Here is a 12,530-nt window from a genome sequence, read left to right on the forward strand (position 1 = left end):
TCGTCGCAGGTCACGAAGGGGTGAATGTCCTCTTGCCAACTGAGTGTGACGCGCGCAACATCGGTGGATTCCGCCGAAGGAGGCGCCCATGCTCACCGCCATCAAGACCACGACGATGCTGCCCGTCGAAGACTCCGAGCGCGCCGGCCGCTTCTACGCGGACATGCTCGGCCTCAAGCCCGTCACCACGGCCCCGGACGGCACGCGGATCTTCGAGCTCGGCCAGGGCGACGCGCTGGGCCTGATGCCTGCGGAGAAGGGCGCGCAGACGGGTCACACGGTGCTCAGCTTCGAGGTGCCGAACCTCGAGGACGAGATCAGCGAGCTCGAGGGCAAGGGCGTGCGCTTCGAGGACTACGACCTGCCCGACTTCAAGACCGTCAACCACATCGCGGTGATGGGCACCGAGCGCGCGGCCTGGTTCCACGACACCGAGGGCAACATCCTGTGCCTGCACGAGCTGTTGGGCGACGACGCCTGACCGCGCGTGCTCGATGAGAGGTCTCCCGCTCCCCGCCCCCGACGAGGAGCGGGGGACCCTCACGGGACGTCGACGATCTCCTTGCCCAGCGGCACCAGCGAGACCTTCACCAGCTTGAAGTTGGCGACGCCGAGCGGGATGCCGATGATCGTCACGCACAGCGCGATGCCGGTGAGGACGTGGCCGATCGCGAGCCACAGGCCGGCGACGATGATCCAGATGACGTTGCCGAGCAACGAACCCGTGCCCGCGCCTGGCTTGTCGACCACCTCGCGCCCGAACGGCCACAGCGCGTAGTTCGCGATGCGGAACGACGCGATGCCCCACGGAATCGTGATGATCAGGATGCAGCAGATGAGACCGGCGACCGCGTAGCCGACGGCCATCCAGAACCCGGCGAGCACCAGCCAGATCACGTTCAGGATGAGGCGCATACATCCAATCTAGGCTCACCTCATGAAGTGGGGTGTGATCGCTACCGGCGGAATCGCGCAAGCTGTGACCGCCGACATGCTGAAGGTGCCGGACGTCGAGGTGCTCGCGGTGTCCTCGCGCGACGTCACGCGTGCGCAAGCGTTTGCCGAGCGTTTCGGCATCAAGCGCGCGTACGGCGACTACCGCGAACTGCTGAAAGATCCGGACGTCGAGGTCGTCTACGTCGCCACGCCGCACGGCCAGCACCACGAGGTCACGCTCGCCGCGCTCGACGCCGGCAAGCACGTGCTGTGCGAGAAGGCCTTCGCGCTGTCGGTCGCCGACGCCGAGGAGATGATCGAAAAGGCACGGTCCGCGAACCTCTTCCTCATGGAGGCCATGTGGACGCGCGTCAACCCGTTGATCCGCAAGGTCGCCGACGCCGTCGCCGCCGGCGAGATCGGTGAGGTGCGGACGATCACCGCGGACTTCGGCTTCCGGCACGAGTTCAACGACGACGACCGGCTGTGGGCGAAGCAGGCGGGCGGTGGCTCGATCCTCGACCTCGGCGTCTACCCGATCTCACTCGCGCACCGGCTCCTGGGCGTGCCGGCGCGGATCCACGCGCACGGCAGCCTCGCTCCGTCCGAAGTGGACGCGGACGCCTCGGTCCTGCTCGGCTACGAGAACGGCGCGCAGGCTCTGCTGAGCTGCTCGCTCGTCGCCGACCTCGGCTGTGCGGCGGAGATCGTCGGCACCGAGGGCAGGATCCAGATCGTCGACCCCATGTACAACCCCACCAAGGTGATCATCAACGGGATCGAGCACGAGACCGAGGACATGGGCTACCGGCACCAGATCCACGAGGTCGAGATCACGATCGGTCAGCGCGCGGTCCAGCACCCCGACATCCCGTGGTCGGCGACGCTCGAGATCATGCGGATCATGGAGGAGGCCCTGCGCCAGCTCGGCGTCTCCTACGACACCGTCAGGTAGATCAACGCCACGTTCAGCACGACCACCGCGAACGCCACCATGCAGGCGGAAGCGGTGACCGAGCGCCGGTTCACGAAGGAACCCATGACGGACCGGCGCGCGGTCAGCCACACCAGCGGGATCAGTGCGAACGGGATGCCGAACGACAGCACGACCTGCGACAGCACCAACGCGAACGTCGGGTCGACGCCGAACGCCAAGATCACCAACGCCGGCACCAACGTGACGATTCGTCGTGCCAGCAAGGGAATCCGCACGCGCAGCAGCCCGTCCATCACCACGGCGCCCGCGTAACAACCGACGGCCGTGGACGCGAAACCCGAAGCCAGCAAACCCAAAGCGAACAGCAGCGCGATCCCGCTACCCAGTTGCGCCGCCACGGCCGCGTGCGCTCCTTCGAGCGTGTCGACGCCATCGGCACCCTGCAGAGCAGAAGCCGCGAGCAGCAGCATCGCCATGTTCACCGCACCGGCCAGCACCATCGCGAGCACCACGTCGAGCTTGGTCGTGCCGAGCAACGACGGGTTCCTGCCGTGCCGGTCGCGCGCCAGCGCCGAGTGCAGGTACACCGCGTGCGGCATGACGGTCGCGCCGAGCATGCCCGCCGCGAGCAACACGCTGTCCGCACCGTCGAACCGCGGCACCAGGCCGTTCAGCGTCCCCGGAACCGACGGCGGCGACACGAAAAGCCCCGCCACGAACCCGACCGCGATCACGACCAGCATCGTCGTGATCACCCGCTCGAACGGCTTCTGCCCGCGCTTGTCCTGCACCAGCAACAAGACCGTCGACACGACACCGGTGATCACGCCGCCGAGCAGCAGCGGCAGGTCGAACAACAACGCCAGCGCGATCGCCCCGCCGAGCACCTCGGCCAGGTTCGTCGCCATCGCCACGACCTCGGCCTGGCCCCAGTACGCGAGCCGCGCCGGGCGGGGCAGGTGGTCCCGCACCGCCTCGGGCAACGACTTCCCGGTGACCAGGCCGAGCTTCGCCGACAGGTACTGCACGAGCCCCGCCATGACGTTCGCGCCGACGAGCACCCACACGAGCAGGTACCCGTAGCGGGCGCCCGCCGCGGTGTTGGTGGCCACGTTGCCGGGATCGACGTACGCGATCGCGGCGACGAACGCCGGACCGAGCAACGCCGCGCCCGCGCGCAAGCGTCCCGAGACAGCGACCACCGCACACCCCCTTGTTGCAATATTATTGCAACAAGAGAGTCAGGCCTCCAACGTGGCGCGAGCCACTGTGACGACGGCGTCGATCGCGCCGTCGAGATCGCCGCTCGGCATGAGCAGGTGGCTCAGCGCGAGCCGCACGGTCGTCTCCGCGGTGAGCCGCACGTGCCTGCCGGGGAAGTGCTCGGTGAGGTGCCGCTCGACGACCTCGGTCGCGTGGAACAGCACGGGATGCCCGCGAATCGTGAGGAACGGCAACAGGTCTTCCGCGTCCTGTCCGGTCAGCACCGCGGAGACCAGCCGGTCCTTCTCGGTGCGTTCGAAGGTGTACCTGAACGCCGACCGCATGGCCTGCCACGGATCGGGGTTCTCCTTGAGCCGGGTCACGATCCCGGCGAGGTACTCCTCCGTCTGATGGGCCGCGACGGCCTGGACGAGCCCCTCCTTGTTGCCGAACTCGTTGTAGACGGTCTGTCTGCTCACGCCGGCGCGACTCGCGACCTCGATCATGCGCAGACCGTGGAACCCGTGCACGGCGAGCAGGTCGGCGGCAGCGTCCAACAAGAGCTCGGTGATGTCGCTCACGCTGTCAGCTTTACACAGATACCGTTTTTGTATAGACGTAGAGTTGGATTTTGTGCCGTTCACCGTGGGCTTCGACCTCGACATGACCCTCATCGACCCGCGACCGGGCATGGCAGCCGTGCTGAACGAGGTGGGCGCCCGCACCGGACACGACCTGGACGGCGACCACTTCGCCTCGAACCTCGGCCCGCCCCTCGACATGACCTACCGCGAGATGGGCGTGCCCGAGCAGGAGATCCCGGAGATGATCACGCTGTTCCGCGCGCTCTACCCGGACGTCGTGATCCCCTCGACCGTTGCGCTGCCCGGAGCCGCGGAGGCGTTGCAGTGCGTGCGGGACCTGGGCGGCCAGACGATCGTCGTCACCGGCAAGTACCGCAAGAACGCGGCGCTGCACCTGGAAGCCCTCGGCTGGGAGGTCGACCACCTCTACGGCGAGCTGTGGGCGACGGGCAAGTCGGAGTCGTTGAAGCTGCACGGCGCGGCGGTCTACGTGGGTGATCACGTCGGCGACATCAAGGGCGCTCTGGCCGCCGATGCGCTGGGAGTCGGCGTTGTGACCGGGCCTTGTTCACGTGCTGAGCTGGCCGAGGCGGGTGCCGCGGTCGTGCTGGAGGACCTGCGCGAGTTCCCGGACTGGCTCAGGACCTCTTCTGGCGTGCTTTCCTGATCACCGCGATGATCCCGAGCCCCAGCCCGACGGCCGGCAGGTAGGTTGCGGCGACGTTCAGCCACACCGGCAGGTCGCTGTGGCCGGTGGCGAAGAGCACGAAGACCGTGATGATCGCCAGCACGCCAACGGCGAACAGGCCGACAGCCAGCGGCAACATCTTCGGAACGGTCATAAGAGCAGGGTAGTCGCGCTAACGGAGGTGCCTTACCCGAGGTCTTCTGGCTACTCTGGTGAGACGCGTCTCGGGTACGCCTGGGGCGCGTTCGTTGTGCAGAGGTAAGGGAATGGTGAGCGCGGTGCCGACCGGCAAGGTCAAGTGGTACGACACGGAGAAGGGCTTCGGATTCGTCACGCAGGACGGTGGCGAGGACGTCTACGTCCGCAAAGCGGCGTTGCCTCCCGGCGTCGACGGCCTGAAAGCCGGCCAGCGCATCGAGTTCGGCATGGCGGAAGGCCGCCGCGGGCCGCAGGCGCTGTCCGTGCGCCTGGTCGACCCGGCGCCGTCCGTCGCCGAGGCGCGCCGCCGTCCCGCGGAGGAGATGCACGGCCTGATCGAGGACATGATCAAGCTCCTCGAGAACAAGGTGCAGCCCGACCTGCGCCGCGGCCGCTACCCGTCCGACAAGAAGACGATGAAACTCGTCGCCGAGGTCGTCCGGGCGGTGGCGCGGGACCTCGATCCGTAAACTTCTCGTGGCACGCTGAACGTGAGAGACCGGACTTTCCCGGCTTCAGCACCTGGGAAAGTCCAGTTTCCGTGTCAGCTGCAGGTGTGCCCTACCGCTGGTCCTTCGGCGGATTGGGTCGTTTCCGCTCGGTGACGTGTCCTTGGCGCGGATCTGGCCGTCGCGGCCGTGGATCACGGTCTCGCCGCCGGTGTTGGCCATGATCTGGCGGGCTCTCGCGATTGCTTCTCGTTGCGTCGCAGTGTGAGCGCTCGCGCGTTGTGCGCCTGGCGCACGCACGTCCCATCCACCGTTCTCGCTGGGCACGACATGCCTGTCTTCGTCAGACACGACGACTCCCTCAACGCCTCGGCGGTCGAGGTGCCCGAAGCTTGTCGATCTCCGGCAAGCTGGGCCGCATGTCTGACGCTGACAGGATCGTCGAGTTCGTCTACGAGGTCGGCCAGCTCAAACGCCTGCCCAGAGCGGGATGGCTCTTCGCCGGGGTGCAGAACCCCGAGTCGGTGGCCGCCCACTCGTTCCGGGTGGGCGTTCTGGCGTACGCGATCGCCGTCCAGGAGGGCGCGAACCCGGATCGGGCGGCGACGCTGGGCCTGTTCCACGACGTGCCCGAGACGCGGATCGGCGACATCCCGTACGTCGGCAAGCTCTACCTCGACGTGAAGATGCCGCCGCAAGCCGTGGCACGGGAGCAGGTTCAGCACCTGCCGGCGCCGCTGGCCGCGCACATCGAGGCGTTGGTGGCCGAGCACGAGGCCGCCAAGGACATCGACCACACGCCGGAAGCGCGCTGCTCGCGTGACGCGGACAAGCTGGAGCTCCTGCTGCAGGCGCGGGAGTACCAGGCCGCGGGGGTCACGAAGATGGAGCGCTTCATCCAGACCATGCAGGCGTCGGTGGTCACCGACACCGGCAAGGCCTTGATGGACTCAGCGCTGCGGATCGTTCCCAGCGAGTGGTGGGAAGCGTTCGGCAAGCGTTAGGCGGAGACCTCGACCGCCCAGTAGCCCCGCAGCAGCGGCTGGCCGGTCTCGAGGACCGCCGCGGCCGCCTCGTGGATCTCGATGCCCAGCAGTTGGTCGGTCTTGTTCGGCAGGGAGACGGTGTAGGTGAAGTCCTCGCCCTTGCCGAGCAGGCCGGTGCCCGTGGTCTGCTCGTTGCCCGCCGCGTCCCGGTAGAGGAACACGGCCTCCCAGATCCCGTCGGCGAGCCGGCCGTCCACCGAGATCTGCACGACCTTGCCCGCGGGGACCTTGAGCTTCGCCGGCTTGGTCCTCTCCGCGCAGTTCTCGCCCTCGATGTCGCAGTAGACCGCCGGCTCGACGCGGATGGCCTTGCCGTTCGCGTAGAACGTGACCTCGGGATCGTGCTGCGGGAGACCGCAGCCGGTCAGCACGAGAACGCTGGCGGCCAGTACAGAAGCAAGTCGACGCACGTCAGGCAGCCTACGGGGTCGCGTGGGCCGGCCTGCGGACGAGCCTGTGCAACAGCCGGTGCAACGACGTGCCGTTGCGGTACAACCAGGTCTGCGTGAGGCCCAGGGCCAGCAGCACGGCCAGCACCAGGAAGCCGATCCAGAACGTCGCGGGCAGCAGCACGCCCAGCGCACCGCCGAAGACCCAGGCGAGCTGCAGGATCGTCTCGGAGCGGCCGAACGCCGACGCGCGCGACTCCTCCGGCAGGTCGTCCTGGATCACCGCGTCCAGGCTGACCTTGGCCAGCGCCGACGCCGTGGCGCCCAGCAGGCCGACGATCGCCGCGGTCAGCAGGCCCGGCAGCGCGGCGGCCACGATCGTCGCGCCGAGAGCGGTGGCCACGCAGGCGAGGATCACCTCGTCCGGTTTGCCGAACTGCTGGCGCGCGCCGATCGCGTTGCCGAGGAAGCTGCCCACTCCGGCCGCACCCGCGATCACGCCCAGGAGCAACAGCTGCTCGACCGGGTCGCCCTCGGTCTGCGCGCGCACGACGAACGCGGCGAACAGGGTCAGGAACCCGGTCAGCATGCGGATGGAACCGTTGCCCCACAACGCGACCACGATGTGCCGGGACACCCGTTGCTTGGCGGGCTTCGGCGTGAGAGTGGCCGGGACCTCGCCCTCGGTCACCTCGACCCAGGCCGGGATCTTCATGCAGAACACCGCGTTCACCAGGCACAGCACCGCGGTGAACCACAACGCGCCCGGCGAGCCGAACAGCTTCGCGAACCCGGCCGCGAACGCACCGAACACCGCACCCGCGGCGAGACCGAAGACGGTCATGCGCGCGTTGGTCTTCGACAGCGTGATCTCCGGTGGCAGCACCCGTGGTGTGATCGCGGACTTGAGCACGGTGAACGACTTCGACAGGACCATGCTGCCCAGCGCCGCCGGGTACAGCAGCCAGTTGTCGAAGTTCAGCGCCATCACGATCGACAGCACGATCCGCAGCGCGCAGGACGCGGCCAGCGCGAGCCGCCGGCCACGTTGGATCTTGTCCAGCAGCGGCCCGATCACCGGCGCGATCAACGCGAACGGCGCGACCGTGATCAGCAGGTACAGCGCGACCTTGGTCTTCGACTCCGCGGACGCCGCGGAGAAGAACAACGTGTTCGCCAGCGCGACGGCCATCGCGGCGTCGGCGGCGTAGTTCATCATCACCGCGTAGGTGACCGACGACATGCCGGACTTCTTGGCGCCGTCGGCGTGGGCTGCGCGCCGGAACGCCGCGACCGCCTGCTGCGAGATCTGCCTGGTCCGGAACCAGGCGACGCGCGTGACCGTGAGCTTGCGTGGCGGCTTGGGCGTCGGGGTGGTCTGCTGATCCTCGTTCGGCAGCGGGCGGGTGTTCTGCGGCTTTTCCCGGGGACGTTCCGGAGGAGCTTGGAAACCGTGTTCGGACGGAGGCTCGCGACGTTGCCGCGGCTGGTATTCGTCGTCCTGCCACGGGTAGCGCTTCGGAGTCGGTTCGTCACTCCACCCGCGGTCGCCGGTCACATGCTCAATCCTGCCCCATTCCGTTGAACCTCACTCGGAAGATGGTCGGCCAGTTCTTGCCCGTGACCAAGAACTCGTTGGTCGCGGGGATGTGGGCGATTCCGTTCAGCACGTCCACGTCACCGGAGGGTTTGAGCGAGGCCAGGTCGTAGGTGTTGGTGACCTGACCGTTCGCGGGGTCGATGCGGACGATCTCGTCCGTTTTCCACACGTTCGACCAGACCTTGCCGCCGACGCACTCCAGTTCGTTGAGCTGGGTCAGCGGCTTGTCGTCGCGGGTGACCTGCACGCTGCCGGTCTCCTTGAACGACTTCGGGTCGCGGAAGGTCAGTTTCGCGCTGCCGTCGCTCATGATCAGACGCTGACCGTCGTCGCAGATGCCCCAGCCCTCGCCGTCGTAGTTCACCCGGCGGACCTCGTTCAGCGTCTTGCGGTCGCGTTCGATGGCGACGCCGTTGCGCCACGTGATCTGCCAGATGGTGTCGCCGACGACGGTGATGCCCTCGCCGAAGAAGTCCTCGGGGAGATCGACCTTCTTCTGGACGTTGCCGCTCGACGGGTCGAGCGCGCGCATCGTCGACTGACCCTCCAGACCCGTGCCCTCGTAGAGGACGCCGTCGACCAGTTCCAACCCCTGGGTGAACGCCGACGTGTCGTGAGGGATCTTTTGCAGGATTTCTACCTGCGGTTTCTCTGGTTGCTGCGTCGAGCAGGCGGCCAGAGCCACCGCGAGGACCAGCCAGACGGGTGAGCGCACCCCACGGAGGGTGGCACGAGTTTTCGTCCCGGCGAAGACCTGCGGCACAATTCACCACGTGACCGCGACTGAGATGCTCACCGACGCCGTTGATCTCGCCCGCGCCGCCGCCGAGGAGGAGGCGGGTGTGGAACGCGTCGGCGCTCACGTCGGGGTGCACGGCGAGGACGAGTACTCCGTCACGCACCTCTTCGAGGCCGAGCACGCGGGCTACCGCGGCTGGAACTGGGCGGTGACCGTCGCCTACGCGGGCGACGACTCCCCGGTGTCGGTCAGCGAGGTGGTGCTGCTGCCGGGCCAGGACGCCCTGGTCGCCCCGGAGTGGGTGCCGTGGAGCGAGCGGGTCCGTGCCGGCGACCTCGGCGTCGGCGACCTGATGCCGCCCCGCGAGGACGACCCGCGCCTGGTCGAGGCCTACGTGCAGTCCGACGACCCTGCCGTCGAGGAGGTCGCGATGGAGATCGGCTTCGGCCGCGCGCGCGTCCTCTCCCGCGAGGGCCGCCTGGAGGCCGCGGACCGCTGGGTCTCCTCCGACTTCGGCCCGCGCTCCGACATGGCCCGCAGCGCCCCCGCGCACTGCGGCACATGCGGCTTCTACACCCGCGTGGCCGGCGCGTTCGGTGCCGCGTTCGGCGTCTGCGCGAACGAGATCGCGCCCGCCGACGGCCACGTCGTGCACGTCGAGTACGGCTGCGGCGCGCACTCGCAGGCCGAGGTCGACATCAGCCCGATGGTCCCGGTCGCCGACCTGGTCTACGACGACGCGCAGCTGGACGTTCTGGACGTCTCGGAGTGACCGACCCGTTCGGGACCGAGGCCCTGCGCACCTCGGTCCTCGCCGCATGGCGTGGTTCGCCCACCCGCTTCCGCGAAGACGCGAACGCCGAGGAAGACCTCCGTCTCGGTGGCTACCGGGACCGCCTGCTCGTCGAGCTCGCCCAGAACGCGTCCGACGCGGCCGGCGCTACACCGGGTGTGTTGCGGATCACTCTCGTCGACGGCGAACTGCGTGCCGCCAACACGGGTGCGCCGCTGACCGCCGCCGGTGTCGCTGCGCTGGCCTCCCTGCGCGCTTCGGCCAAGGAGTCCGGCGTCGGGCAGTTCGGTGTCGGCTTCGCGGCCGTGCTGACCGTGTCGGACTCGCCGCGCGTTGTGTCTACTTCAGGTGGCGTGGAGTTCTCCGCTGCCCGGACTCGTGCCGAGGTACCGGAACTCGCTTCCGAGCGGGGCGGCGACGTGCCGGTGCTGCGCCTGGTGTGGCCTGTCGTGGAGGACGTGCCGGACGGTTTCACGACCGAGGTGCGACTGCCGCTGAAGGTCGACCTGACCTTGGACGACCTCGCCGCCGAGGTGCCGGACCTGCTGCTGGCGCTGCCCGGCCTGCGTCGCATCGAGGTCGGCTCTCAGTCGTGGGAACGCTTCGTCACCGCCGACGGGGTGGTGACCATCGGCTCGACCCGGTGGCTGGTCGAGCAGGCGTCAGGTGAGCTGGCCGCCGAGTTCGTGCAGGGCGTCGAGCACCGTCCCGAGTGGACGGTCACGTGGGCGTACCCGCTGGACTCGTCGCTCGGCGAGGACGTGCTGCACGCGCCCACCCCGACCGATGAGCGCCTGTCGTTGCCCGCCAGGCTGATCGCGACGCTGCCGGTCGAGCCCTCGCGCCGCCGGATCCTGCCCGGCGCGGCCGCGTGGTCGGTGCTGGACGCCGCCGCTGCCGTCTACCCGAAGCTGGTCGCCAGGGTGCCGGCCGTCGAGCGGACCTCTCTGGTGCCGCTGCCGGGCTTCCCGCTGTCCGAAGTGGACGATCGGTTGCGCACGGCGGTCCTGCGTTCGCTGCGTGCCGCCGCCTGGCTGCCGCTGGCTTCCGGTGAGTGGATCGCTCCTTCCCGCGCCCGTGTGCTGGACGTCGGCTCCGAGGAACTCGTCGAGCTGGTCGAGGACGCGCTGCCGGGCCTGCTGGACGCCGAGCTGTCCGCGCCGGTGCACGCGAAGGCCTTGGCAGCTCTGGAAGTTCCGCGCGTGTCGACCGCCGAGGTGGTCGCCGCGCTGGCGGGTGTCTCCGGGGATCCCGGATGGTGGCGGGACGTCTACGCGGCTTTCGCGCCGCTGGCCGAGGTCGACGCGGACGTTCGCGAGGCGTTGCAGTCGCTGCCGGTGCCGCTGGCCGATGGCCGCACGGTCACCGGCCCGCGCACGACGCTCATAGCCGACGAGCCGTTGCCCGGCCTGCGAGTCGTGCACCCGGACGCCGTGCACCCGTTGCTGGTGCGGCTGGGCGCGGTCGAGGCCGGGGCAGCCGAGCTGCTCGCTGATCCTTCGCTGCGCGAGAACGTGGCGCGGTCGCTGGAGGACGCCGAGGCCGGCCTCTTCGGCGACGACCTGATCGAGACCGTGCTGCGGCTGGTGGACCGGGCTGCTCTGCGCGCGGGCGAAGAACCATGGCTGGGCGCTCTGGCCCTGCCCGACGCAACCGGCGAGTGGCACCGGGCCGACGAGCTGCTGCTGCCCGACTCCCCGCTCGTGGGCGTCGTCGAGTCCGACGCTTTTCCCGTGCTGTCCAAGGAGATCGCGGAGACGTACCCGCGCGCCGCACTGGTGGCGGTCGGGGTGGTCGACGGCTTCTCGCTGGTGATCGACGACGAGCCCGCCGGGGCCGACCACGATCTGCCCGACGAGTCCGCCTGGTGGTCGTCCATGCCGGACGAGCCTGCGCGGGTGGTGGCCGTCCGGGACCTGGATCTGGTGGCCGACTGGCCGGCCGCGCTGCGGTTGCTGGCGTCCGATCCCGTGACGTGGCGCGCGGTCACCGAACCCGACGGGTACACGGGCTGGTGGATCGCCCGGCACGCTTCGCTGGGCGGCAAGGCTCCGCGCGAGTACCGGCTGGCTGAAGCCGCGTCGCTGGACGGGCTTTTCGACGCTGTGCCGGATTTCGGGCTGCCGGAGCACGTGTTGCGGGCTGCCGGGGTTCGGTCGCGGTTGGAGATCTGGGACGACGATGACGCCGAGTTCGTCCTGGAGCGGTTGGGGGATCCGGATCGCGCCATTGCCGATGCTGTGGTGTTGCGTGCCCATTCCGCGTTGCCGGAGGGGGATTTCGCGCCGCCTGAGCGGGTTCGGGTGTTGTCGGGCGAGGTAGTTGCCGCGGACGACGTGGTGGTGCTGGATCATCCTTGGTTGCTCGGGGTGGTGCCTGCGTCTCGGGTGTTGCTGGCTGATGGGTCTGAGGAACTGGCGGACCTGTTGGATCTGGCGTTGGCATCTGAGGAGTTCGGCGGGTTGCCTGACCATGTGGGTGAAGTGGTGCAGTGGCAGGATCTTGGGGCTGTTCGGATGGCTTGTGAGCTGCTCGAGGTGGCTTTGCCTGATGGGGTTGTCGTTGTGCATGAGCAGCTTCTTGTTGATGGGCAACGGGTTGAGTGGTGGATGGTTGATGGGGTGCCGCATGCTGCTGACACGCCTGAGGGGTTGAGTCGGGCGTTGGCTTGGGTGGCTGGGCGGTGGGAGGATCGGCACACGTTTGCCGCGTTGATCACTGATCCGACGGCTGCGACGTTGCTTGGATGATCTTGTCGGACCCTGTGAGTACGTTGTGATGTAGGGGTTCCCAGGTTGGGGGTACCCCTGCGTTAGCTTGCGCGGTGGATCCGTGGGGTGCGCGGCGGGTGCGTAGGTGGTCGGCTTGCCGTTGGCGGGTCGGGTTCCTGACGCGGGTTGGGTGGGTGGTCGCCTTGCTTTGGGCGTGTCGCGTTGCGTGCGATCCGCGGCTTTGTGGGTGGTCGCCT

The 12,530-nt window shown here is 68.6% G+C and carries 15 protein-coding genes; 7 read left to right on the forward strand and 8 right to left on the reverse strand.

What is annotated here, in order from left to right; genetic code table 11:
- The first annotated feature begins 88 nt into the window (after positions 1–88).
- Positions 89–481, forward strand: a complete 393-nt coding sequence (locus ABZ345_RS43630) for a VOC family protein (protein WP_359861008.1) — start codon at positions 89–91, stop codon at positions 479–481.
- Positions 482–540: 59 nt separating this feature from the next.
- Here the strand turns inward: ABZ345_RS43630 and ABZ345_RS43635 are convergent, their stop codons facing one another.
- Positions 541–915, reverse strand: coding sequence for a YccF domain-containing protein (locus tag ABZ345_RS43635; protein WP_359861010.1), 375 nt, complete (start codon positions 913–915; stop codon positions 541–543).
- Positions 916–937: 22 nt separating this feature from the next.
- On the opposite strand from ABZ345_RS43635, the gene ABZ345_RS43640 reads away from it, so the two are divergent.
- The gene (locus ABZ345_RS43640) at positions 938–1,891 is read left to right on the forward strand and encodes a Gfo/Idh/MocA family oxidoreductase (protein WP_359861012.1); all 954 of its coding nucleotides are present in this window, start codon (positions 938–940) and stop codon (positions 1,889–1,891) included.
- On the opposite strand, the gene ABZ345_RS43645 is transcribed toward ABZ345_RS43640, so the two are convergent.
- Both ABZ345_RS43645 and ABZ345_RS43650 read right to left on the reverse strand, forming a co-directional pair.
- Complete coding sequence (locus ABZ345_RS43645) at positions 1,873–3,075, reverse strand: Nramp family divalent metal transporter (RefSeq protein WP_359861014.1); 1,203 nt, start codon at positions 3,073–3,075, stop codon at positions 1,873–1,875. The genes ABZ345_RS43640 and ABZ345_RS43645 overlap by 19 nt on opposite strands.
- A gap of 39 nt (positions 3,076–3,114) precedes the next feature.
- Entirely contained in the window at positions 3,115–3,657 is a 543-nt protein-coding gene (locus ABZ345_RS43650; protein ID WP_359861016.1) for a TetR family transcriptional regulator, read from the reverse strand.
- 52 nt (positions 3,658–3,709) lie between these two features.
- Between ABZ345_RS43650 and ABZ345_RS43655 the strand changes: the two genes are divergently transcribed.
- Complete coding sequence (locus ABZ345_RS43655; RefSeq protein WP_359861018.1) at positions 3,710–4,327, forward strand: HAD hydrolase-like protein; 618 nt, start codon at positions 3,710–3,712, stop codon at positions 4,325–4,327.
- Here the strand turns inward: ABZ345_RS43655 and ABZ345_RS43660 are convergent.
- Positions 4,299–4,502, reverse strand: a complete 204-nt coding sequence (locus ABZ345_RS43660; RefSeq protein ID WP_359861020.1) for a hypothetical protein — start codon at positions 4,500–4,502, stop codon at positions 4,299–4,301. The genes ABZ345_RS43655 and ABZ345_RS43660 overlap by 29 nt on opposite strands.
- 124 nt (positions 4,503–4,626) lie before the next feature.
- Here ABZ345_RS43660 and ABZ345_RS43665 point away from each other — a divergent pair, with 124 nt between their 5' ends.
- Positions 4,627–5,016: a cold-shock protein gene (locus ABZ345_RS43665; protein ID WP_166045352.1), complete on the forward strand. Its 390-nt coding sequence runs from the start codon at positions 4,627–4,629 to the stop codon at positions 5,014–5,016.
- Positions 5,017–5,061: 45 nt separating this feature from the next.
- Here the strand turns inward: ABZ345_RS43665 and ABZ345_RS43670 are convergent, their stop codons facing one another.
- A complete protein-coding gene (locus ABZ345_RS43670) occupies positions 5,062–5,346 on the reverse strand; it encodes a DUF2188 domain-containing protein (RefSeq protein ID WP_359861022.1) in 285 nt (94 codons plus the stop codon).
- A gap of 68 nt (positions 5,347–5,414) precedes the next feature.
- Between ABZ345_RS43670 and ABZ345_RS43675 the strand changes: the two genes are divergently transcribed.
- Complete coding sequence (locus tag ABZ345_RS43675; protein ID WP_359861024.1) at positions 5,415–5,999, forward strand: HD domain-containing protein; 585 nt, start codon at positions 5,415–5,417, stop codon at positions 5,997–5,999.
- On the opposite strand, the gene ABZ345_RS43680 is transcribed toward ABZ345_RS43675, so the two are convergent.
- The 3 genes from ABZ345_RS43680 to ABZ345_RS43690 are packed head-to-tail and all read right to left on the reverse strand — an operon-like array spanning position 5,996 to position 8,745.
- Entirely contained in the window at positions 5,996–6,451 is a 456-nt protein-coding gene (locus ABZ345_RS43680) for a DUF2771 family protein (RefSeq protein WP_359861026.1), read from the reverse strand. The genes ABZ345_RS43675 and ABZ345_RS43680 overlap by 4 nt on opposite strands.
- A gap of 10 nt (positions 6,452–6,461) precedes the next feature.
- Positions 6,462–7,988, reverse strand: coding sequence for an MFS transporter (locus tag ABZ345_RS43685; protein WP_359861028.1), 1,527 nt, complete (start codon positions 7,986–7,988; stop codon positions 6,462–6,464).
- A gap of 4 nt (positions 7,989–7,992) precedes the next feature.
- Positions 7,993–8,745, reverse strand: coding sequence for a glutaminyl-peptide cyclotransferase (locus ABZ345_RS43690; protein WP_359861030.1), 753 nt, complete (start codon positions 8,743–8,745; stop codon positions 7,993–7,995).
- Positions 8,746–8,803: 58 nt separating this feature from the next.
- Between ABZ345_RS43690 and ABZ345_RS43695 the strand changes: the two genes are divergently transcribed.
- Both ABZ345_RS43695 and ABZ345_RS43700 read left to right on the forward strand, forming a co-directional pair.
- The gene (locus tag ABZ345_RS43695; protein ID WP_359861032.1) at positions 8,804–9,541 is read left to right on the forward strand and encodes a DUF3027 domain-containing protein; all 738 of its coding nucleotides are present in this window, start codon (positions 8,804–8,806) and stop codon (positions 9,539–9,541) included.
- Entirely contained in the window at positions 9,538–12,312 is a 2,775-nt protein-coding gene (locus tag ABZ345_RS43700; RefSeq protein ID WP_359861034.1) for a hypothetical protein, read from the forward strand. The genes ABZ345_RS43695 and ABZ345_RS43700 overlap by 4 nt, the downstream gene beginning before the upstream one ends.
- The last annotated feature ends 218 nt before the right edge of the window (positions 12,313–12,530 follow it).

The organism is Lentzea sp. NPDC005914 (assembly GCF_040629405.1).
Classification (GTDB): domain Bacteria; phylum Actinomycetota; class Actinomycetes; order Mycobacteriales; family Pseudonocardiaceae; genus Lentzea.

What these genes read in the sequence shown, in the direction of transcription:
- ABZ345_RS43630 (WP_359861008.1), top strand. Translation starts at nt 89, where the DNA reads ATGCTCACCGCCATCAAGACCACGACGATGCTGCCCGTCGAAGACTCC.
- ABZ345_RS43635 (WP_359861010.1), bottom strand. Translation starts at nt 915, where the DNA reads ATGCGCCTCATCCTGAACGTGATCTGGCTGGTGCTCGCCGGGTTCTGG.
- ABZ345_RS43640 (WP_359861012.1), top strand. Translation starts at nt 938, where the DNA reads ATGAAGTGGGGTGTGATCGCTACCGGCGGAATCGCGCAAGCTGTGACC.
- ABZ345_RS43660 (WP_359861020.1), bottom strand. Translation starts at nt 4,502, where the DNA reads ATGACCGTTCCGAAGATGTTGCCGCTGGCTGTCGGCCTGTTCGCCGTT.
- ABZ345_RS43675 (WP_359861024.1), top strand. Translation starts at nt 5,415, where the DNA reads ATGTCTGACGCTGACAGGATCGTCGAGTTCGTCTACGAGGTCGGCCAG.